Here is a 20,340-nt window from a genome sequence, read left to right on the forward strand (position 1 = left end):
GCGAGGGGAAGGGCGGCGACATGGACCAGTCCGAGGCGCCGGTGCTGGAGGCGCTGCGCGACTTCCGGCGGCAGCGGTTCACCCCGTTCACCCCGCCCGGCCACAAGCAGGGCCGCGGCGCCGCCCGGAGCACCGTGGACGCGTTGGGGGCCGACGTGTTCGGCTCCGACATCCTCGCGATCTCCGGGCTGGACGACCGCACCTCCTCGCACGAGGTACTGGCCCGGGCGCAGCAGCTGATGGCCGAGGCGGTCGATGCCGAGCACGCGTTCTTCAGCACCTGCGGGAGTTCGCTGTCGGTCAAGAGCGCGATGTTGTCGGTGGCCGGACCGCACGAGGAGCTCATCGTCGGGCGCGACGCGCACAAGTCGGTGGTTTCCGGGCTCATCCTGTCCGGCATCCGGCCGATCTGGGTGGAACCGCAGTGGGACGCGCAGCGCCACCTTGCGCACCCGCCCGCGCCCGAGTCCGTTGCGGCCGCCTTCGCGGAGCATCCCGACGTCCGTGGCGCGCTGATCACCTCACCCACGCCGTACGGGACCTGCGCCGATCTCGCCGCGCACGCCGACGCCTGCCACCGGTACGGACGTCCGCTGATCGTCGACGAGGCGTGGGGCGCGCACCTGCCGTTCCACGATCGGCTGCCGACCTGGGCGATGGATGCCGGCGCCGACGTCTGCGTCACCAGCGTGCACAAGATGGGTGCCGGGCTCGAACAGGGTTCGGTGTTTCATCTGCGCGGCGACCTGATCGATCCGGCGGTGCTGTCCAGCCGGGCCGACCTGCTCGGTACGACCAGCCCGTCGGTGCTGATCTACGCCGGCCTGGACGGGTGGCGCCGCCAGATGGTGCAGGACGGTACCCGCCTGCTGGGCGACGCGCTCGATCTTGCCCGCGACGTGCGGGCCCGGCTGTCCGACCTGGACGGTGTGCACCTTGCCGGTGCGGAGTTCGTCGGGCCGGGCCGAGCCGCCGATCTCGACCCGCTGCAGATCGTGCTGGACATCAGCACGCTGGGCGTGCTCGGCTACCGCGCGGCCGACTGGATCTACGCCAACCACCGCGTCTCCATGCATCTCGCCGATCACCGGCGGATCAGTGCACAGCTGACGTTCGCCGACGACGAGTCGACCGCCGAGCGGCTGCTGACCGCGGTACGCGACGTCGTCGAGCACGCCGACCAGCTGCGCGGCGGGCAACGGGTCGAGGTACCGGATCCGGGCGGGCTGCGGTTGGCCCAGGCGATGCTGCCGCGCGATGCGTTCTTCGCCCGTACCGAGCAGATCTCGGCGAAGCAGGCGGTCGGGCGGGTGTCGGCAGAAATGATCACGCCCTACCCACCCGGCATTCCGGCGATCCTGCCCGGGGAACGCATCACCGAGCCGGTCGTGCGCTATCTGCGTACCGGAGTCGACGCCGGCATGGTGTGCCCGGACGCGGTCGACTCGACGGTCGAGAGCGTCCGCGTCGTCGCCACCGACGAGGAGGCCTGACCGCGTCGTTTCCCCGATCGCGAGCGGATCTGGCCGCGGCTGCTGGTTTGAGACCTGCCCTGCCGGGTATCCGGCCAACTTCTGCACATCGACGGCACTCGATCGATCCGCCGCCCGGGGGTGGTCTGGCATGACCGAGAAAACGGCGAAGCGCGAGACGACGCGATCGTCCGAGAGGCGTGGTCCGGCGCTGGCCGCGTCACGCGAGGCCATGGCGCAACTGGCCGAGTTGACCGGCCGCACGCCGGACTCGGTGTCCGCACTGGAACCGACCGACGACGGCTGGAGCTTCCAGGTGGAGATCGTCGAGCTGGAACGCATCCCGCAGACCACGAGCGTGCTCGCCAGCTACCAGGTCGACGCCGATCCCGACGGCAACGTCCTGTCGTACCGCCGCCTGCACCGCTACACCCGCAACGGAACGGAAGGATCGCGCCAGTGACCGTGCAGCAACCGCGCGGGACCACGCTGTCCCCGTCGTCCCGCAGCGGAGACACCCTCGCCGACATCCTGGAACGGGTGCTGGACAAGGGCATCGTGATCGCCGGCGACATCCAGGTGAACGTTCTGGACATCGAGCTGTTGACGTTGAAGCTGCGGCTGCTCGTCGCCTCCGTCGACACCGCCCGCGACATGGGCATCGACTGGTGGAGCCGGGACCCGTTCCTGACCGGGGAAACCGCGCTGCAGCGCGAGAACCAGGAACTCGCCGACCGGCTGGAGCGGCTGGAACGCGCCACCGGCCGCACGGCCGACTCGGTGCAGGACCCGGACGGGGACCGATGAGACAGGTCGACAGCGACGACGTCGCGGAACTGGTGCGGTCCGCCCGCGCCGAGGCCCGCGCGCTCGTGCACGCCGAACTCGTCGAGCAGTTCGCGTCGAGCTACCGCGCGGCGCTGCGCGACGCGGCCGAGCCGCACGGCGCCCCGCCGGCGGAGGCGGACCCGGCGCGCCCGGCTCCGCCGCGGTCGACCGCGTCGGCCGGCACGACCGGGGACGAGTCGAAGGCCGTACGGCCGAGCGAACCGCCGGAGGCCGGCGACGGGTGGTACGTCTACGCGCTGGCCCGCGCGGACGCGATCGACGGGTTGACCGGCCGACGCGGTATCGACGGTGTCGACACGACGGTGGTCGAGGGCCCCGGCGTCGCCGCGATGTCCGCGGTACTGCCGATCGCGCCGTTTCGGGCCGCGGAACGGGAACCGGACCTGGCCGAGGACGGCTGGCTCGCGCACGCGCTGCGGGCCCACGACCGCGTCGTGGCCGAGGCGTTCGCGGCGGTACCGCTGCTGCCGCTGCGGTTCGGCACGCTCTATCCGGACCGGGACGCGGTCGTGTCGATGCTGCGGACCGGTGCCGACGAGCTGCGCGCGGAACTGGACCGGCTGGCCGGCAGCGCCGAATGGTCGGTCAAGGCGTTCAGCGAGACGCCGGCCGAGCCGGCCGACCAGCTGCCGCCCGACCCCGGGCCGTCCGACGGCACCGGCTGGATGACGCACCAGCTGCGCACCGCGACCGCCCGGGAACACCGGCAGCGCCAGCGGACCGCGGCCGCCGCGGCGATCGGCGACCGGCTCGCCGGGTACGCCCGCGAGACCTGGCAGCGGCGGGCCGCGGACAACGATCCGACCCGGCCGGTGCTCGACACCGTGTACCTGGTCGACGACGACGCCCGGGTGGACTTCCTGGGCGAACTGGAACAACTGCGGCGGCGGGAGCTGCGGCTGACCGTCAGCGGCCCGAACCCCGCGTACCACTTCGTCCGGCTGGGTGTCGACGATGGCTGAACAGCGGCTGATGCTCGACGACGGCTCGCTGGTCGATCTGCTCGACCGGCTGGTCGACACCGGCGTGGTGGTCGACGGCAACGTGATCATCTCGCTGTCCGGCGTCGACCTGATCCGGCTCGATCTGCGCGCGCTGGTCGCCGCGCTCGCCACCCTCACCGACGAACCGGTGCCGACTGCGGCCGGCGCCCCCCGTACCGCCACCCCGGGGCGCCAGGCGCAGCGCGACGCCACGTCGCACGACGGGGCGGAATCCGCGGCCACCCACCGTTTCCGGGACCGAAGTCACCGGGAACCCGACGTGCCGAACCACCGGCCGGACGGCGTCGCGACACGGCCGGCCACACCGGCGTTGGGCGCGCGTACCGCCGGCGGCCGGGCCGGCAGCGACCCCGCCGACGTCGTCGGTCGGCTCGGCCGCCAACTCGGGCAGGCACAGAACCAGAGCGGCCTGGCCGGACTGGTGGTCGTGGTCGTCGACCTCGTCCGCCAACTGTTGCAACGCCAGGCGTTGCGCCGAATGGACGCGGGCAGCCTCACCGACGACGAGGTCGAACGGTTGGGCCGCGCCCTGATGTCACTGCAGCAGCAGGTCGCCGATCTGGTCGAGGCGCTGGACCTGCACCCGCATGCCGGTGACGACCGTCGCTGAGGCATCCGCCGCACGGATCGCCGTACCAGCGCAAGGAGAGGAGCACCAGATGACCGTCAGTTCGCAGACCCAGAGCATCGATCGGGCACCGCATCCGTCCGGGCTGTACGACGTGCTCGAACTGATCCTCGACAAGGGACTGGTGATCGACGTGTACGTGCGCGTGTCGCTGGTCGGGATCGAACTGCTGACCATCGACGCCCGCATCGTGATCGCCAGCGTCGACACGTACCTGCGGTTCGCCGAGCGGGTCAACCGGCTGGATCTGACCCAGAACAAGGACAGCTCGACCCTGCCCGAGCTGGTCGACGACATGACCGAGAGCGGCGCGCACGGCAAGACCAAGGGCGCGTTGAGCGGCGCGGCGGAGACCGTGTCGGATGCGTTCAAGCGCGGTCGGGGTGAGGACGACGACGACTCGTCGTCCCGCCGGTCCCGCACCACCCGCAGCCGCAGCCGCAGCCGCAGCAAGGACGAGGACGAGTCATGAGCCCGCGTGAACCGGTGCTTCAGCGGTGTCGCGCCGTGCCGACCACGGAGGAGGAACGCTCATGAGGGAGCCGGGGGAGGCGGTGGGCGACGTGCCGCCGACCGGCGAGCCGGCGGCACCGCCGAACGGGGCGCAGCCGGAGGCGGACGAGCCCGACGGAACGTACGTGTACGGCATCGTCGCCGCCGACCACCCGTGCCGACTGGACGAGATGGTCGGGGTCGGGGCGGAACCGGGGCCGGTACGCCGGGTGGCGGTCGAGCAGATCGCCGCCGTGGTCGGTGTGGCGCCGGCGAAGCTGCGCGCCAAGCGCCGTGACCTGGCGGCGCACCACCGACTGCTGACCGCGCTGGCCGAACAGGGCACCGTACTGCCGATGCGCTTCGGCGTGGTGGCGCCCGACGACGAGGCGCTCCGCCGCCAGCTGCGCCGGGACGCGGACCGCTACCTGGCCGCGCTGCACGAGGTGGCGGGTACCGCGGAGTACAACGTGAAGCTGCTGGCCGACGAGGACGCGGTGGTGCGGCGGGCGGCCGAGACGGACCCGGCCGTGCTGCGCGAACGCGAGGCGGCCGACGCCGGGTACGAGGGACGGATCCGGCTCGGCCAGGCGGTCGCGTCCGCGGTCGAGGAGGCGTTGAGCGCCGACGCGGAACGCATCGTGGCGACCCTGGCGCCGCTCGCCCGGCGGACCGCGCCGGCCCCGGCGACCGCCGACACCGCGATCAACACGAGCTTCCTGGTGGCGGACGAGCAGTCCGAACGGTTCCGCGGCGCGGTCGACGAACTCGCCCGTGCCCTGCGCGGCGACGGCGAGGTGCGCTGCACCGGGCCGCTGCCGCCGTACAGCTTCGTGCCCGGCGACGACGGCGGTGACCGGTGATGGGTCTGCTGACCGGGCTGCTCACGCTGCCGCTGGCGCCGGTACGCGGTGTCGCGTGGGTCGCCGACCAGATCGACCAGGCGGCCCGGCGCGAGTACTACGACCCGGCCGCGATCCGCGCCGAGCTGGCGCGGCTGGCCGACGCGGTGGATCGCGGTGAGATCAGCGAGGCCGAGTTCGACGCCGCCGAGGACGAGCTTCTCGACCGGCTGGAGGCCGGCGGCACAGATGACTCCGTAAGGAGGAGCCGATGAACAACTCGACCAAGGTGGCCGTCGCGGTCGCTGGCGGATACCTGTTGGGGCGACGGAAGAAGACGAAGCTCGCCATCATGCTCGGTGCGTGGCTGCTGGGTCGCAAGTTCGACTTCGACCCGAAGCGGCTCGCCCGCGAGGCGCTGTCGATGCTCTCGGCGAGCCCCGGTGTGGAGCAGTTGACCGGCGACGTCCGGGAGAAGCTGGTCAGCGCCGGCAAGGGCGCCGCGCTGTCGATGGCGGAGAACCGGATGAACCAGCTCGCCGACCGGCTGCACGACCGTACCCAGATCCTGTCCGGCGGCGACGAGGAGGAGGAACCGGAACCGGAGGACGAGGAAGGCGAGCCGTCCGGTGCCGCCGAGCAGGACGAGCCGGACGACGAGCCTCGGGGCCGCCGCGGCCGTTCCCGCGCCGACGAGGCCGACGAGGCCGACGAGGGCGCAGACGAGGCCGACGAGAGCGACGAGGCCGACGAGAGCGACGAGGCCGACGAGGGCGACGAGGACCGGGGCCGTCGGGGCACCCGCGCCGGCAGCAAGCGAGCCGGCTCGTCGGGCGGGACCCGCCGCCGCGCGAGCAGGAAGGACGAGCCCGTCGACGAGGACACCGAGCCGAACGAGGAGCCGGGCCCGGACGATCGGGACGGCGCCGACGAGGAGGAGAAGCCGCAGCGGGCACGGCGTCGGAGCAGCACATCGTCGCGCAGCACATCGACGCGCGGCACGTCGTCGCGCAGCTCGTCGTCCCGCGGCACCAAGTCGGGCGCCACGTCGTCGCGCACCAAGTCGGGCGCCACGTCGTCGCGCACCAAGTCGGGTGGTTCGTCGACATCCGGTACCAAGGCCAAGCGCTCGTCCGGTGGCACCCGATCGAGCAGCAGCCGCAGCTCGACCCGTACCGGGCGGTCGCGGTCCGGCCGTGGATCCGCGGACGACTGACGCCGCGGCTCCAGGTGTCGGCATCGAGGAGGAGAGAGCATCGTGAGCGAATCGACCGGTCTGCAGGACATGATCGAGCGGGTCCGGGACGTCGCGGCGCGCAACCCGGCCGCCGAACGACTGCTCGGCGAGTTGGAGGACTACCTTTCCGCGCAAGGAAAACACGCGCTGGGCAAGGTGGCGGAGAAGGTCGGTGAGTCGACCCGCAAGCTGACCGACGTGGCCGACGGCAAGGGTGCGCCGGGCGGGCTGCTCGGCGGCACGATCAAGGAGATCGCCGGCGGCTCGAACCCGGTCACCGGTGCACTGAAGGCCGGCGTCAAGGGCGTCGGCAGCAAGGTCAAGGACGCCCTCGGCGGGGGCGGCGGCAAGGGCGGTGGCGGCGGGAAGAAGTCGATGAAGATCATCGAGGACCTCGACGTCGGCGTCCCGCTGGAGACCGCGTACAACCAGTGGACCCAGCTGCAGGACGTGCCGAAGTGGTCCAAGGGCGCGCAGGCGGTCAACCAGGAAGACGAGGTCACCAGTACCTGGAAGGCGAAGGTGTTCTGGTCGACCCGCAACTGGACCGCGAAGATCAGCGAGCAGATCCCGGACGAACGCATCGCGTGGACCTCGGAAGGCCCGAAGGGCGTGGTCAACGGCGTCGTCACGTTCCACGAGCTGGACGAGCGGCTGACCCGGATCCTGGTCGTACTGGAGTACATCCCGGGCGGGTTCTTCGAGAAGACCGGGAACCTGTGGCGCTCGCAGGGGCGCCGGGCCCGGCTCGACCTCAAGCTGTTCCGGCACTTCCTGATGACCGACCCGGACGCCGGCCAGGAGGGCTGGCGGGGCGAGATCCGGGACGGCGAGGTCGTCGACGACGGCGAGGGCGACGAACGCGACGACGAGGACCGCGACGACGAGGGCCGCGACGACGAGGACCGCGACGACGAGGACCTTGAGAACGAGGACGAGGACGAGGCCGACGACGAGCGGGACGAGGACGAGGAGGAAGAGGAGCGGCCGCGGCGCCGCCACCCTCGCGACGAGGAGGACGAGGACGACGAGGAAGAGGACGAGTACGACGAGGACGAGGACGAGGACGAGGACAGGTGATCGGCGAGTCGGGGGAGTCGCGGGCGCCCGCCCGGCCGCCGAGAGGGCGACCGGGCGGGCGCGGTGCGGAGGCGGACGGGAATCGAACCCGCCAGGTCGAGTTGCTCGGCCTCGACGGTGTTGAGGACCGCGCCGGTCACCAGGCCGGATACGCCTCCACGGCCCCGCCGCCGGTACGCCGGGCCGCCACACCCATCGTGCACCCGGACGATTCGGCCCGAAAAGCGGACACGCCGGTGCGGGACGTGACAGGGTCGATGGCATGACCGTGACCGGTACGCGGATGACGCAGTACGCGCGGGGCGGCGGCTGCGCCTGCAAGGTGTCGCCCGGTGAGCTGGAACGACTCGTGGCCGGGTTGCCCCTCGCTGCACCGGTGGCGCCGACGGTCGGTGAACTGCTGGTCGGGTTGGACAACGGCGACGACGCCGCGGTGGTACGGCTCGACGCCTCGACCGGGCTGGTCGCCACCACCGACTTCTTCGGCCCGGTCGTCGACGACGCGTACGACTGGGGCCGGATCGCGGCGGCCAACGCGCTGTCCGACGTGTACGCGATGGGTGGCCGGCCGCTGGTGGCGCTCAACCTGCTGTGCTGGCCCCGCGACGTGCTGAGCTGGGACCTCGCCGCCGACGTGCTGCGTGGCGGCGCGGACGTGGCCGCCGAGGCGGGCTGCCACCTCGCCGGCGGGCACAGCATCGACGATCCGGAGCCCAAGTACGGGATGGCCGTGACCGGGCTGGTCGACCCGGCCCGGATGATCCGCAATGACGCCGGCCGGCCGGGCCTGCCGCTGGTGCTGAGCAAACCGCTCGGGCTCGGCGTGCTCAACAACCGGCACAAGGCGACCGGCGAGGTGTTCCCGGACGCGGTGGCCACCATGACCGCACTCAACCGGGACGTGGCGCAGCGGGCGGTCGACGCCGGGATCGACTGCGGTACCGACGTGACCGGCTTCGGCCTGCTCGGCCACCTGTACAAGCTGTGCCGCGCGGCCGGGGTGTCCGCGGTGCTCGATCACCGTGCGGTGCCGTACCTCGCGGGCGCGCGGGAGGCGGTCGCGGCCGGGTACGTGCCGGGCGGTACCCGACGCAATCTCGACTGGGTGACACCGCACTGCGACCTGTCCGCGGTGACCGCCGACGAGGCGCTGCTACTCGCCGACGCGCAGACCTCCGGCGGACTGCTGCTGGCCGGCGAGCTTCCCGGCCTGCCGGTGATCGGCGAACTCGTCCCGCCCGCCGGCGCCGTGATCCGGGTGCGCTGAACCGATGACGCCCCACCACGACGAGACGGTCACCCGGCCGACGACGCCGGCCCGCACGTCCCCGGAGTCGACGACGCCGGCCACGTCCCCGGAGCCGACGACGCCGGCCCGCACGCTCCCGGAGTCGACGACGTCGGCCACGCTCCCGGAGTCGACGACGTCGGCCACGTCCGCGGAGCCGACGATGTCGGCCACGTCCCCGGAGCGGGTGGCGTCGCGCCAGCGCGACGCGACGGTGGCCGACACGCGGCGGCGGGTGCCGCGAACCGATGCGCTGCTCGCCGACCCGGCCATCGCGGCGCGGATCGCCGAACTGGGGCGGGATCTGGTGAAGGCCACGGTGACCCGGGTGCAGCAGCGCTGCCGGGACGGCGCGATCGCACCGGAGGCGGTACCGGCCGCGGTGCTCGACGCGCTGCCCCCGCGGGCCGCCACCGGCCGACCGGTCGTCAACGCCACCGGGGTCCTGTTGCACACCAACCTGGGCCGGGCGCCCCTGTCGCCCGCGGCCCGGGCCGCGGTCGCCGCCAGTTGCGGCACCAGCGACGTCGAACTCGACCTGGACACCGGCCGCCGCGGGGTTCGCGGTGCCGGGGCGCTCGCCGCGCTGCGCGCCGCGGTACCGGCGGCCGAGGCGGCGCTGGTGGTCAACAACAACGCGGCCGCGGTCGTGCTGGCCGCCACCGCGCTCGCCGCGGGCCGCGAGATCGTGCTCAGCCGCGGCGAACTGGTGCAGATCGGCGACGGCTTCCGGCTGCCCGACCTGATCGCGAGCACCGGCGCCCGGCTGCGCGAGGTCGGCACCACCAACTGCACGACCGCCGCGGACTACCGTGCCGCGGTCGGCGCCGACACCGGGCTGATCGTCAAGCTGCACCGGTCGAACTTCACCATCGCCGGTTTCACCGCCGAGGCCGGCATCGACGAGCTGACCGGGCTGGGCGTACCGGTGCTCGCCGACCTCGGGTCCGGGTTGCTCGCGCCGCTGCCGCTGCTGCCGGACGAGCCGGACGCGGCGACCGCGCTGCGCGACGGCGCGGACCTCGTCTGCTTCTCGGCGGACAAGCTGCTCGGCGGTCCGCAGGCCGGGGTGTTGCTGGGCCGTGCCGCGACGCTGGAACGGCTGCGCCGGCACCCGCTCTACCGGGCGCTGCGGCCCGACAAGCTGACCCTGGCGGCGCTGGAGGCGACCCTGCGTGGCCCCGCACCGCCGGTCACCGCCGCGCTCGCCGCCACCCCGGCCGACCGGCTGCGCCGGGCCACCGCGATCGCCGAACTGTTGCGCGGCAACGGCATCGACGCCGTCGCCGAACCCAGCGAGGGTGTCGTCGGCGGTGGCAGCGCGCCCGGCGTGCGGCTGCCGAGCGCCGCCGTCCGGCTGCCCACCCGGTACGGGGAACCGTTACGTGCCCGCGATCCCGCCGTGCTGGGCCGCCTCGCCGACGACGGCTGCCTGCTGGACGTGCTCGCCGTCGACCCGGCCGACGACCGGCTCCTCGCCGACGCGGTACTGGCGGTGGCACGGTGCAGGTGATCGCCACCGCCGGCCACGTCGATCACGGCAAGTCCACGCTGCTGCGGGCGCTGACCGGCCGGGAACCGGACCGCTGGGCCGAGGAGCACCGCCGCGGGTTGACCATCGACCTCGGGTACGTGTGGACCACGCTGGCCTCCGGCGCCACCGTGGCGTTCGTCGACGTACCCGGGCATGCCCGCTTCGTGACCAACATGCTCGCCGGTGTCGGGCCGGTGCCGGCCGTGCTGTTCGTCGTCGCGGCCGACGAGGGCTGGATGCCGCAGTCCGAGGAGCACCTGGCCGCGCTGGCCGCGCTCGGTGTCCGGCACGGCGTGCTCGCGATCACCCGGTGCGACCGGGCCGATCCGGCCGCGGCGACCGCCGCCGCCCGGGAACGGCTGGCCGACACCCCGCTGGCCGGGCTGCCCGCGGTCGCCGTGTCCGGCACCACCGGGGCCGGGCTCGACGAGCTGCGGGCCGCGCTGGAGGCGTTGCTGCGTCACCTGCCGGCACCGGCACCGGAGGCCGACGTACGGCTGTGGATCGACCGGTCGTTCACCATCCGCGGCGCCGGCACCGTGGTCACCGGGACGCTGCCCGCCGGTACCGTCCGGGTCGGGGACACGCTGCTGCTGTCGCCGCACGACCGGCCGGTGACGGTACGCGGGCTGCAGTGCCTGGACGAGCCGGTCCGGTCCGCCAGCGGGGTGGCCCGGGTGGCGCTCAACCTGCGCGGCGTCGACGCCGCCGACGTACCGCGCGGCGCCGTGCTGCTCACCCCCGGCCGGTGGCGACCCACCCGCACCCTCGACGTACGGCTGGACCGGTCCGACGAGCCGCCGCCCCGGCAGCTGCACCTGCACGTCGGCGCGACCGCGCTGCCGGTACTGGTGCGCCGGCTCGGCGCTGGTGCCGCCCGGCTCCGGCTTCCGACTCCGCTGCCGCTGCGTATCGGCGATCGGCTGATCCTGCGCGAGCCGGGCCGGCACCGGATCGTGGCCGGGGCGACGGTCCTCGACCCGATGCCGCCGCCGCTGGGCCGGCCGCGCCCGAGCGACGCCACCGTCGTGGACCGGCCGCGCCGCCCGAACGACCGGGCCGCCGAGCTGGCCGACCTGACCGGCCGGCCCGACCTGTCCGGTGAACTGCGCCGCCGCGGTCTCGCCCGGGTCGCCGACCTGACCGCCATCGGCGTACCGGTCGAGCCGCCCGGCACCGGGCAGGGCGGCCCCGCCGACAACCCGCCCGCCGACCCCGCACGCGGCGCCGCGGTCGAGGGTTCGCCGGCCGGCTTCGAGCGCGGTGGCACGGCCGAGGGCACGTCGGCGGAACCTCCGCGGGGCGCGGCGGCCGATTCCCCGCCTGGCGGCGTGGTGGGCTCCTTGGCCGGTCCTGCCGGTGACGTCGTGGGCTCGTTGGCCGGTCCTGCCGGTGGCGTCGTGGGCTCGCTGGCCGGTCCTGCCGGTGGCGTCGTCGACGGTTGGCTCGTCGACCCCGAACTCTGGCGGCGGCTGCGCGACGCGCTGGCGGCGGAGGTGGACCGGTATGCCCGGGACGACCCGCTGTCGGCCGGTCTGCCGGTCAGCGCCGCCTGCCGTACCTTGCGGCTGCCCACCCCGGCGCTGGTCCTCGCGCTGGCGGAGGGGCGGCTACCGGTCACCGCCGGCCGGCTCACCCCGCCGCGGCGGGACGCCGACCTGCCCCGGCCGGTCGAGCAGGCGGTGCGCACGCTGCTCGCGCGGATGCCGCAGCCGTGGGCGGCACCGACCGCGGACGAGCTGGCCGGGCTGCGGCTCGGCCCGCGCGAGCTCGCTGCCGCGGTACGAACCGGCCGCCTGGTCGAGCTGGCCGCCGGGGTCGTCGTCGCCCCGGGCGCGCTGGACGCCGCGGTCGCGGTGCTGGCCGAGCTGCCGCAACCGTTCACGCTCAGTACGGCCAGGCAGGCGCTCGGCACCACCCGGCGGGTCGCGGTACCGCTGCTGGAACTGCTCGACCGGCAGGGCCGTACCCGTCGGCTCGCCGACTCCCGCCGGCACTGCCCGGCTGAGGGCTTCACATCGTGATGGCCGGACCGGGTGGCCGGAGCGGTCCATCGCCTGCGGATGGATCGGAACCGATCTACGATGGCCGCAGCCGAGACACCGCCGCCGAGCTTCGCGCCGCCAGCCGGCGTGATCACGGTGGGCTCGACACCTGCCGAACACCGAGTCATGTCCGGGGGGATTTCGTGGCCGATATCAGAACATCGTCGTCGACCGAGCCCGCCCGTTCCGTCGACATCCTTCGCACCGTGCCTGACCACACGATCCTGCCTGCCGCGATGGCCGCAGCGGCTGCCGGCATTCCCACCGCCGAATCCGTCAGTCTCACCGTCGTCGACGACGTGGGACCGTGGACGGTGGCGGTCTCGCACCCGATGGCCCGCCGCGTCGACGGGCTCCAGTACCTGCTGAACGAGGGGCCGATCTTCGACGCGATGTCCGTCGACGAGCCGGTGACCTGCCCGGACCTCGATGCCTCGGCAGGCTGGCCGGAGTTCGCGCCGCGCGCCGTGCTGAACGGGGTGCGCTCGATCCTGTCGGTCCCGTTGCCGACCGAGCAGGGCGCGGGCGTGCTCAACATCTACTGCTCCGAGCCGGGGGAGTTCGGCGCCGGGACCCGCAGCGCCGCCATCGCGGTCGCCGCCGAGCTGACCGTCACCCTGGGCAGCGCGCGCCGGATCGCCAACCTGACCATGGCATTGCAGTCGCGGGACCTGATCGGCCAGGCCAAGGGCATCGCGATGGAGCGGTACAAGATCAGCTCCGACGCCGCGTTCGCGCTGCTGAGCCGCATCTCCCAGGAACGCAACGTCAAGCTGCGCGACCTGGCCGCCGAGATCACCACCACCGGCCTGGTCGACCCGCCGCACTAGGCGACGCGACCCGACCGGCCGAACCGCCGGGCGACCGGCCTACCGATCCAGGTACCACCTCGCCACGGCGTGCCGCCGGCCGTCGCTGCGCCGTTGCGCCCGTACCGCCACCGAGCCGTGCCCGGACCCTTCGGGCACGGCTCGGTCGTTCGTGGCAGCTCGCTATTCGGTGTTGCTACCTATCGGTACTTGGCAATACTATCTACCGGTAGTCAACGACACTGAGTAGGAGGTGCGCCGGTGGGCAAGCTGGGGACGGAGATGCTCAAGGGCACGCTGGAGGGCATCGTGCTGGCGATCCTGTCCGGGCGCCCGGCCCACGGCTACGAGATCACCGCGTGGCTGCGCGACCAGGGCTTCACCGACATCGCCGAGGGCACCGTCTACGCCCTGCTGGTCCGCCTCGAGCGGCACGGGCTGGTCGACGTGCGGAAGGTCGCGTCGGAGAAGGGCCCGCCACGCAAGGTCTACTCGCTCAACGGGCGCGGCCGCGACCACCTCGACGAGTTCTGGAAGACGTGGGGCTTCCTGTCCACACGACTCGAACGACTCCGCCAGGGAGACGACTGACCATGTCCGAAACAGCAGCCGGCGGCAGCGCACCGCCGGCGATCCGGGCGCGGAACCTGACCAAGCCGTACGGGAAACCGGCGGTGCTGCGCGGTGCGGACCTCGACGTGGCGCGCGGCGGCAGCGTCGCGCTGCTCGGTTCCGACGGCGCCGGCAAGACCGCGTTCCGGATCTTCACCGACACGACCACCGGGATCTTCGGCCGGTTCCGGTCGATGCCGATCGCCCGCTCCGGCGTGCTCCGGTCGCACGTACCGACCTCGATCGTGGCCGACGTCGTCTCGGTCGCGGTGGTGTTCGGCGTCGCGTTCGCGATGGGCTTCCGTACCGGCGCGGGGGTCGGCGCGTGGTTCGCGGTGGCCGGCATCCTCGTCGTCGCCGTCACCGGCGCGACCGGCGGCTACCGCCGCAAGATCTCCTGACGCCGGCGACCACCACACGGAGGCGAGCAGTGAACTTCTGGGAAACCATCACGGGAAGCGACCTCACCAGGGACTGGAAGGCGTTCGACGCCCGCGCCGCGGCGTTGCCCGCCGAGTACGAGCAGGCGTGGCAGCAGGTGCGCGCCAACCTGCTGCCGTACTCGGACTTCACCGGCCGCAACCTGACGCCGATCCTCGACGGCGCGCTGGGCCTGCTCGAGGAGTCCGCGGCCGAGGGGCTGAGCATCCACGAGGTGCTCGGTGCCGACGTACCGGGGTTCTGCGCGGCGCTGGCCGGCGGCGCCGGCGCCCGCGACTACCGCGACAAGTGGCGCGACCAGCTCAACCGCACCGTCGCCCGCAAGCTGGCACAGCTGGGAGGCTGACATGGGCATCCACGAGATCATCGAGGGCAAGAAGCAGTGGCGCGCGCACCAGGCGCGGGTCAAGGCGCTGCCCCGCGACTACCAGATCGTGTACCGGGAGATCCAGAAGTACTTCTTCAAGATCGGGCCGGTCGATCTGGCCGACGGCCCGCTGCTGCCCGGCCTCGTCGAGTTCTTCGAGCAGGGCGCCGCGGCCGGCAAGGGCGTGCTGGAACTCGTCGGTACCGACGTCGCCGCCTTCTGCGACGACCTGATCAAGGACACCCGTACCTACGCCGAGGTCTACCAGCAGTCGCTCGGCACCAGGAGCGCTCCGCCGGCGGAGTGAGCCGGGGCCGGGCGCGCTGCTCAGGCCTCGGTACGGCTCCGCGGCAAAAGCACCACGCCCCGTGGATCGGTGCCGGCAAGGGGGTGTGACCGAGCCCGCCGACGGGTACTGTTCCACCCGGTACCCGTCGCGGATCGCAGCGCGGTGGGCGCCGTGTGTGGTGGCGTGGTCAGGCAGTGTGCCCGCCCCTGGCGTTGATGTGCCGTGGGGGTGCAATGACCGAGTCGTCGTCTTTCTTCATCCGGCAGCGCGTGCTGCGAGGCTGCCCGGTGATCGAGATCTCCGGGACCATCGATCACGGTGGCGGCAACGGGCTGTGCGCGGCCGTGGTCGAGGCGGCCGGGCTGGCGTTGCTGGTGGTGGTCGACGCGTCCGAGGTGTCGCGGGTCGACGCGGACGGGCTGCGTTACCTGGCCCGGGCGGCGCTGCTCGTCGAGCAACTCGGTGGCCAGCTACGGGTCGTCGCCGGTCCCGCGCTGCAGCAGGCTCGCGCGGCCGGAATGATCCGGCGGTTGCGCTGCTACCCGTGCCCCGACGAGGCGGTTGCCGCGCCGCTGACCGCGGCGGCTCCGGCGGCCCCGGTGGCTCCGGCGGCTCCGGCGGCTCCGGCGGGCCCGGCAACTCCGGTGGCCCCGGTGGCTCCGGCGGCCCCTGCGGCTCCGTCGGGCCCGGCGACTCCGGTGGCCACGGTGGCGTGACCGGCGTCGAGCTGCCACTCGGGCCGGGCCGCGGGTCCGAGTGCCGGAACCGTGCCCGGTGCCGTGCCCGGCGTTGGATAATCCTCACCTGACCGCCCGACGTCGAGCGGTGGCAGGCCGCCGGGACTCGCCGCGCGGTGCGCGGACCGTACCGTGCGGCACCGGTACCGGGTCGACGGCGGCCGGCGGGTGGCAGTCGAGGGGAGTGGCCATGAGCTCCGCGGAACCGGGCCTGATGCAGATCTTCGCGGACATGGCACGGGCGCTGAGCCGACGCGACGGTGTCGACGCCACCGTCGAGGAGATCTGCCGGCTGGCGGTCGAGACGATCCCCGGGTGCCAGTCGGTCGGGGTGTGCCTGGTGCACCGGGACGGGCGGCTGGAGACCCCTGCCGCCTCCGACCAGCTGTCCTACGACCTGCACAACCTGCAGTACGACCTGCGGGAAGGCCCGTGCCTGCAGGCGATGTGGACCCAGCACACCGTGTCGAGCGAGGACCTCGCCGAGGAGACCCGGTGGCCCCGGTTCAGCGCCCAGGCGGTCGATCGCGGCGTGCGCAGCATGTTGTGCTTCCAACTGTTCACCGATCGCGGCAGCCTCGGCGCGCTGGACATGTTCTCCCGCGAGCCGCACGGCTTCGGTGAGGAGGCGTGCGAGACCGGGCTGATCTTCGCCTCGCACGCGGCCGTCGCCCTGTCCGGAGCGCAGTCCCGGGCGCACCTGACCGAAGCGATCAGCAGCCGGCAACGAATCGGGGAAGCCACCGGCATCCTCGCCGAACGGCACGGGCTGACCACCACCGCCGCGTTCGCCATGCTGGCCCAGACCTCGCAGCGGCACAACATCAAGGTCCGGGAGCTGGCGATGCGGCTGGTCCAGACCGAGAACGCCGCCCGGCAGCGCCGCGAGTCGCCACCCGACGGGCGACGCCGAGGGTGATCGCTCCGGTTGAGCCGCCCCGCAGTGGGTAGCTCATCCGGGTGGAGACGCAGATCGGCCTGCGGGTGGACGGAACGCGCCATACCGTACGGATCGACACCCGGGAGACGCTGCTGGACGTGCTGCGCGAGCGGCTCGGCAACACCAGCCCGAAGAAGGGCTGCGACCACGGGCAGTGCGGTGCCTGCACGGTGCTGCTGGACGGCCGTCGGGTCACCACCTGTCTCGCGCTGGCCGTCAGTCACGACGGCGCCGAGCTGACCACCGCCGCAGGCCTGGCGAGCGGTGCGCAGCTGCACCCGGTCCAGCAGGCGTTCGTCACGCACGACGCCTTCCAGTGCGGGTACTGCACTCCGGGGCAGGTCTGTTCCGCGGTCGGCATGCTCGACGAGGCAAGCCGGGGTTGGCCCAGCGCGTGCACCGAGCCGGGCGAGCTGGTCCGGCTGAGCGATGCGGAGATCGCCGAACGGATGAGCGGCAACCTGTGCCGGTGCGGTGCCTACGTGAACATCGTCGCGGCCATCAGGCAGGCGGCAGTGGACGCCGACGCCCCGGACACCCCGTGAACGGCGCGTCGCGCAGCCGGGCGAGGGTGTCGCGCAACCGGGCGAGGAAGGAGCCGGTGCCGTGAAGCCGTTCCGCTACGACCGGGCGACGAGCCCCGCAGCGGCGGTGGCCGCGGTCGCCGCCGACCCGCAGGCGAGCTACCTCGCCGGTGGCACGAACCTGGTCGACCACCTGCGCCTCGGGCTCACCGAACCGGGCCTGCTCGTCGACGTCGGCGGCCTGCCACTGCACGAGATCGAGGAGCTGCCCGACGGCGGGCTGCGGATCGGTGCCGGGGTGGCGAACAGCGACCTCGCCGCCGACCGGCGGGTCCGGGAACGCTACCCGGTGCTGTCGGTCGCGCTGCTGTCCGGCGCCTCCGGGCAGCTGCGCAACCTCGCCACCACCGGCGGGAACCTGTTGCAGCGCACCCGTTGTGGCTACTTCCAGGACGTGACCGAGCCGTGCAACAAGCGTGCACCCGGCAGCGGTTGCGCCGCGCTCGGCGGCTGGAACCGCTACCACGCGATCCTCGGCGCCTCGTCGCACTGCATCGCGGTGCACCCGTCGGACCTGGCGGTGGCGCTCACCGCACTGGACGCGAGAGTCCGGGTGCTCGGCGTCGACGGCGAGCGGGCCATCCCGATCGACGACTTCTACCGGCTGCCCGGTGACGAGCCGCAGCGAGACACCGTGCTCGAACACGGCGACCTGATCACCGCGGTCGACCTGCCGCCGCTGCCGGTCGCCCGCAACTCCGGCTACCGCAAGGTACGCGACCGCGCCTCCTACGCGTTCGCGCTGGTGTCGGTGGCCGCGGCGATCCGGATCGAGGACGGTACGGTCGCCGACGTGCGGATCGCGCTGGGCGGGGTGGCGCACCGACCGTGGCGCGCGCACACCGCCGAGCAGGCGCTGCACGGCGCTCCGTCCACTGTGGAAGGATATGCCGCCGCGGCGGCCCGGGAACTGAGCGCGGCCGATCCGCTGCCCGGCAACGCCTTCAAGGTGCCGCTGGCGCGTTCGGTGCTCACCTCGGTGCTCACCCAGCTCGCGGAGGAGGCGCGATGACCGAGCCGGTCACGGTGCGCAGCATCGGCACCGACCTGGTACGCCGGGACGCCTGGGCGAAGGTGACCGGCACCGCGCCGTACGCGGTGGAGCACCCGGTGCGGCCACGCGCGTACCTGTATCCGGTGCAGGCGACGGTACCGCGGGGCACGGTCACCGCCATGGACACCGCGGCGGCCGAGGCGGTCGACGGTGTGCTCGCGGTCCTGACCCACCGCAACGCGCCACGGCTGGCCGACACCAGCGACGCGGAGCTGGCCGTACTGCAGTCGCCGGCGGTCGGGTTCGCCGGGCAGTTCGTCGCGGCCGTCGTGGCCGAACATCCCGAGATCGCCCGGCAGGCGGCCGGGCTGGTCCGGGTCGAGTACGACCGGATGGCGCACGACGCGCAACTCGATCCGGACAGCAGCGAGCTGTACGCGCCGGATTCGGTCAATCCGAGCTACCCGACCGACACCCTCGACGGCGACCCGGACGCGGCGCTCGCCGCCGCGGCGGTCCAGGTGCGCCAGACCTACCGCACCGCGATGTACCACAACAATCCGATGGAGCCGCACGCCAGCTACGCGCACTGGGACTCCGACGGGTTGACCGTCTACGACTCGACCCAGGGCGTGCACGTGGTGCGGTCGGTGCTGGCCCGCACGTTCGGCATCGACGCCGAACGGGTGCGGGTGATCTGCCCGTACGTCGGGGGCGGCTTCGGCTCGAAGGGGACCGTGCACGCGCACGCCGTGCTCGCCGCGCTGGCCGCGCGGGCGCTGCCCGGCCGCTGGGTGCGGGTGGTGCTGACCCGGCAGCAGATGTTCTGCCTCGCCGGGTACCGCACCCCGACGATCCAGCGGGTCGGGCTCGGCGCGGACCGGTCCGGCCGGCTCACCGCGCTGACCATGGACGTGGTCGAGCAGACCTCCCGGATCAAGGAGTTCGCCGAACAGTCCGGCATGCCGGCCCGCACCATGTACGCGGCCGGCACCCGGCGCACCACGCACCGGCTCGCCGCACTCGACGTGCCGGTACCGTCGTGGATGCGCGCGCCGGGGGAGTGCCCCGGCATGTTCGGGCCCGAGGTGGCGATGGACGAGTTGGCCGTCGCCTGCGACCTCGACCCGATCGAGCTGCGGATCCGCAACGAACCCGACCGGGACCCCGACAGCGGGCTGCCGTTCTCCAGCCGCAACCTGGTCGGCTGCCTGCGCGAGGGCGCCGACCGGTTCGGCTGGCACGACCGGGATCCGCGGCCACGGAGGATGGTGGACGGCTGGCTGGTCGGCTCCGGGGTGGCCGCCTCGACCTACCCGGTCAACCAGATGCCCGGCGCCACCGCCACGATCCGGTACGCCGACGAGCACTACACGGTGTCGATCGGCGCGGCCGACCTCGGTACCGGCGCCTGGACCATCCTCGGCCAGATCGCCGCCGACGCGCTGCAGGTACCGGTCGAGCAGGTGCGGATGCGCATCGGCGACACCGCGTTCCCGTACGCCAGCGTGGCCGGCGGATCGTCCGGCACGACCTGCTGGGGCGGCGCGATCGTGGCCGCCGCGCGGGCCTTCCGCAGCCGGTACGGGGACCGGCCCGGCGACGGTGCCGAGGCGGAGGGGACGCTGCCGGACAACCCGGAGCGCAAGCACTGGGCCATGCACGCCTTCGGCGCCCAGTTCGCCGAGGTACGCGTCCGGCCGGACAGCGGCGAGATCCGCGTCGCCCGGCTGCTCGGCGTGTTCGCCTGCGGCCGCATCGTCAACCCGCGCACCGCCCGGTCGCAGTTCGTCGGTGGGATGACGATGGGGCTGTCGATGGCGCTGCACGAGGACAGCGTGCTGGATCCCCGCTCCGGCCGGGTGGTCAACCACGACCTCGCCCAGTACCACATCGCCAGCTGCGCCGACGCGCCGTCGGTGCAGGCGTACTGGCTGGACGAGCACGACCCGTACGTGAACCCGATGGGCAGCAAGGGGATCGGCGAGATCGGCATCGTCGGTACCGCGGCCGCGGTGGCCAACGCGGCCTGGCACGCCACCGGGGTGCGGGTGCGCGAGCTGCCGATCACCTGCGACAAGCTCCTCGGCTGACGG

Annotated in this window: 22 protein-coding genes, 1 tRNA gene and 1 pseudogene; 23 read left to right on the forward strand and 1 reads right to left on the reverse strand. The window is 73.3% G+C overall.

What is annotated here, in order from left to right:
- The first annotated feature begins 20 nt into the window (after positions 1 to 20).
- From NUM_RS15545 to NUM_RS15590, 10 genes are all read left to right on the forward strand, one after another.
- Positions 21 to 1,493 (forward strand): aminotransferase class I/II-fold pyridoxal phosphate-dependent enzyme, encoded by a 1,473-nt coding sequence (locus NUM_RS15545; RefSeq protein WP_207125556.1) that lies wholly within the window; start codon positions 21 to 23, stop codon positions 1,491 to 1,493.
- Positions 1,494 to 1,623: 130 nt separating this feature from the next.
- A complete protein-coding gene (locus NUM_RS15550) occupies positions 1,624 to 1,935 on the forward strand; it encodes a gas vesicle protein GvpO (RefSeq protein WP_207125557.1) in 312 nt (103 codons plus the stop codon).
- Positions 1,932 to 2,279: a gas vesicle protein gene (locus tag NUM_RS15555; RefSeq protein ID WP_225918601.1), complete on the forward strand. Its 348-nt coding sequence runs from the start codon at positions 1,932 to 1,934 to the stop codon at positions 2,277 to 2,279. The genes NUM_RS15550 and NUM_RS15555 overlap by 4 nt, the downstream gene beginning before the upstream one ends.
- Positions 2,276 to 3,283 (forward strand): GvpL/GvpF family gas vesicle protein, encoded by a 1,008-nt coding sequence (locus NUM_RS15560; RefSeq protein ID WP_207125558.1) that lies wholly within the window; start codon positions 2,276 to 2,278, stop codon positions 3,281 to 3,283. Before NUM_RS15555 ends, NUM_RS15560 begins: the two co-directional genes overlap by 4 nt.
- Positions 3,276 to 3,935: a gas vesicle protein GvpJ gene (gene gvpJ, locus NUM_RS15565; RefSeq protein ID WP_207125559.1), complete on the forward strand. Its 660-nt coding sequence runs from the start codon at positions 3,276 to 3,278 to the stop codon at positions 3,933 to 3,935. The genes NUM_RS15560 and gvpJ overlap by 8 nt, the downstream gene beginning before the upstream one ends.
- Before the next feature lie 49 nt (positions 3,936 to 3,984).
- Entirely contained in the window at positions 3,985 to 4,425 is a 441-nt protein-coding gene (locus NUM_RS15570; protein WP_207125560.1) for a gas vesicle structural protein GvpA, read from the forward strand.
- A 61-nt stretch (positions 4,426 to 4,486) separates the two neighbouring features.
- A complete protein-coding gene (locus tag NUM_RS15575) occupies positions 4,487 to 5,308 on the forward strand; it encodes a GvpL/GvpF family gas vesicle protein (RefSeq protein WP_207125561.1) in 822 nt (273 codons plus the stop codon).
- Entirely contained in the window at positions 5,308 to 5,562 is a 255-nt protein-coding gene (locus NUM_RS15580) for a gas vesicle protein GvpG (RefSeq protein ID WP_207125562.1), read from the forward strand. Before NUM_RS15575 ends, NUM_RS15580 begins: the two co-directional genes overlap by 1 nt.
- Positions 5,559 to 6,503 (forward strand): hypothetical protein, encoded by a 945-nt coding sequence (locus tag NUM_RS15585; protein ID WP_207125563.1) that lies wholly within the window; start codon positions 5,559 to 5,561, stop codon positions 6,501 to 6,503. The genes NUM_RS15580 and NUM_RS15585 overlap by 4 nt, the downstream gene beginning before the upstream one ends.
- Before the next feature lie 42 nt (positions 6,504 to 6,545).
- A complete protein-coding gene (locus NUM_RS15590) occupies positions 6,546 to 7,604 on the forward strand; it encodes an SRPBCC family protein (RefSeq protein WP_207125564.1) in 1,059 nt (352 codons plus the stop codon).
- A 64-nt stretch (positions 7,605 to 7,668) separates the two neighbouring features.
- Here NUM_RS15590 and NUM_RS15595 read toward each other — a convergent pair.
- Positions 7,669 to 7,762 (reverse strand) — tRNA-Sec (locus tag NUM_RS15595).
- Between the two features lie 104 nt (positions 7,763 to 7,866).
- On the opposite strand from NUM_RS15595, the gene selD reads away from it, so the two are divergent.
- The 13 genes and pseudogenes from selD (at position 7,867) to NUM_RS15665 (ending at position 20,337) form a co-directional block, all read left to right on the forward strand.
- Positions 7,867 to 8,871, forward strand: coding sequence for a selenide, water dikinase SelD (gene selD, locus NUM_RS15600; RefSeq protein WP_207125565.1), 1,005 nt, complete (start codon positions 7,867 to 7,869; stop codon positions 8,869 to 8,871).
- A gap of 184 nt (positions 8,872 to 9,055) precedes the next feature.
- The gene (selA, locus tag NUM_RS15605; protein ID WP_207125667.1) at positions 9,056 to 10,405 is read left to right on the forward strand and encodes an L-seryl-tRNA(Sec) selenium transferase; all 1,350 of its coding nucleotides are present in this window, start codon (positions 9,056 to 9,058) and stop codon (positions 10,403 to 10,405) included.
- Positions 10,396 to 12,450, forward strand: a complete 2,055-nt coding sequence (gene selB / locus NUM_RS37205) for a selenocysteine-specific translation elongation factor (protein ID WP_225918602.1) — start codon at positions 10,396 to 10,398, stop codon at positions 12,448 to 12,450. The genes selA and selB overlap by 10 nt, the downstream gene beginning before the upstream one ends.
- Before the next feature lie 227 nt (positions 12,451 to 12,677).
- Positions 12,678 to 13,301, forward strand: coding sequence for a GAF and ANTAR domain-containing protein (locus NUM_RS15620; RefSeq protein ID WP_207125566.1), 624 nt, complete (start codon positions 12,678 to 12,680; stop codon positions 13,299 to 13,301).
- A gap of 240 nt (positions 13,302 to 13,541) precedes the next feature.
- A complete protein-coding gene (locus tag NUM_RS15625) occupies positions 13,542 to 13,871 on the forward strand; it encodes a PadR family transcriptional regulator (protein WP_308440574.1) in 330 nt (109 codons plus the stop codon).
- A 2-nt stretch (positions 13,872 to 13,873) separates the two neighbouring features.
- Positions 13,874 to 14,032 (forward strand): annotated as a pseudogene (locus NUM_RS37210) (ABC transporter ATP-binding protein); the annotation flags it as partial.
- Between the two features lie 290 nt (positions 14,033 to 14,322).
- Positions 14,323 to 14,679, forward strand: a complete 357-nt coding sequence (locus NUM_RS15635) for a DUF1048 domain-containing protein (RefSeq protein WP_207125568.1) — start codon at positions 14,323 to 14,325, stop codon at positions 14,677 to 14,679.
- 1 nt (position 14,680) lies between these two features.
- The gene (locus NUM_RS15640) at positions 14,681 to 15,007 is read left to right on the forward strand and encodes a DUF1048 domain-containing protein (protein WP_207125569.1); all 327 of its coding nucleotides are present in this window, start codon (positions 14,681 to 14,683) and stop codon (positions 15,005 to 15,007) included.
- 215 nt (positions 15,008 to 15,222) lie between these two features.
- On the forward strand, positions 15,223 to 15,705 hold the full coding sequence (locus tag NUM_RS15645; RefSeq protein ID WP_207125570.1) for an STAS domain-containing protein: 483 nt from the start codon (positions 15,223 to 15,225) through the stop codon (positions 15,703 to 15,705).
- A 211-nt stretch (positions 15,706 to 15,916) separates the two neighbouring features.
- Positions 15,917 to 16,645, forward strand: a complete 729-nt coding sequence (locus tag NUM_RS15650) for a GAF and ANTAR domain-containing protein (RefSeq protein ID WP_207125571.1) — start codon at positions 15,917 to 15,919, stop codon at positions 16,643 to 16,645.
- A gap of 41 nt (positions 16,646 to 16,686) precedes the next feature.
- Positions 16,687 to 17,211: a (2Fe-2S)-binding protein gene (locus tag NUM_RS15655; RefSeq protein ID WP_225918603.1), complete on the forward strand. Its 525-nt coding sequence runs from the start codon at positions 16,687 to 16,689 to the stop codon at positions 17,209 to 17,211.
- Between the two features lie 61 nt (positions 17,212 to 17,272).
- Positions 17,273 to 18,262 carry an FAD binding domain-containing protein gene (locus NUM_RS15660; RefSeq protein ID WP_207125572.1) on the forward strand — a complete coding sequence of 330 codons (990 nt, stop codon included), beginning with the start codon at positions 17,273 to 17,275 and terminating at the stop codon, positions 18,260 to 18,262.
- Positions 18,259 to 20,337 (forward strand): xanthine dehydrogenase family protein molybdopterin-binding subunit, encoded by a 2,079-nt coding sequence (locus NUM_RS15665; protein ID WP_207125573.1) that lies wholly within the window; start codon positions 18,259 to 18,261, stop codon positions 20,335 to 20,337. The genes NUM_RS15660 and NUM_RS15665 overlap by 4 nt, the downstream gene beginning before the upstream one ends.
- Positions 20,338 to 20,340: the final 3 nt, after the last annotated feature.

This window comes from Actinocatenispora comari (assembly GCF_017312725.1).
Taxonomy (GTDB): domain Bacteria; phylum Actinomycetota; class Actinomycetes; order Mycobacteriales; family Micromonosporaceae; genus Actinocatenispora; species Actinocatenispora comari.

Coding starts and splice junctions, on each gene's coding strand:
- NUM_RS15575 (WP_207125561.1), top strand. CDS start 4,487: ATGAGGGAGCCGGGGGAGGCGGTGGGCGACGTGCCGCCGACCGGCGAG.
- NUM_RS15560 (WP_207125558.1), top strand. CDS start 2,276: ATGAGACAGGTCGACAGCGACGACGTCGCGGAACTGGTGCGGTCCGCC.
- NUM_RS15650 (WP_207125571.1), top strand. CDS start 15,917: ATGAGCTCCGCGGAACCGGGCCTGATGCAGATCTTCGCGGACATGGCA.
- NUM_RS15545 (WP_207125556.1), top strand. CDS start 21: ATGGACCAGTCCGAGGCGCCGGTGCTGGAGGCGCTGCGCGACTTCCGG.
- NUM_RS15580 (WP_207125562.1), top strand. CDS start 5,308: ATGGGTCTGCTGACCGGGCTGCTCACGCTGCCGCTGGCGCCGGTACGC.
- gvpJ (WP_207125559.1), top strand. CDS start 3,276: ATGGCTGAACAGCGGCTGATGCTCGACGACGGCTCGCTGGTCGATCTG.
- NUM_RS15645 (WP_207125570.1), top strand. CDS start 15,223: ATGACCGAGTCGTCGTCTTTCTTCATCCGGCAGCGCGTGCTGCGAGGC.
- NUM_RS15665 (WP_207125573.1), top strand. CDS start 18,259: ATGACCGAGCCGGTCACGGTGCGCAGCATCGGCACCGACCTGGTACGC.
- NUM_RS15585 (WP_207125563.1), top strand. CDS start 5,559: ATGAACAACTCGACCAAGGTGGCCGTCGCGGTCGCTGGCGGATACCTG.
- NUM_RS15570 (WP_207125560.1), top strand. CDS start 3,985: ATGACCGTCAGTTCGCAGACCCAGAGCATCGATCGGGCACCGCATCCG.
- NUM_RS15550 (WP_207125557.1), top strand. CDS start 1,624: ATGACCGAGAAAACGGCGAAGCGCGAGACGACGCGATCGTCCGAGAGG.
- NUM_RS15640 (WP_207125569.1), top strand. CDS start 14,681: ATGGGCATCCACGAGATCATCGAGGGCAAGAAGCAGTGGCGCGCGCAC.
- selD (WP_207125565.1), top strand. CDS start 7,867: ATGACCGTGACCGGTACGCGGATGACGCAGTACGCGCGGGGCGGCGGC.
- selA (WP_207125667.1), top strand. CDS start 9,056: ATGTCGGCCACGTCCCCGGAGCGGGTGGCGTCGCGCCAGCGCGACGCG.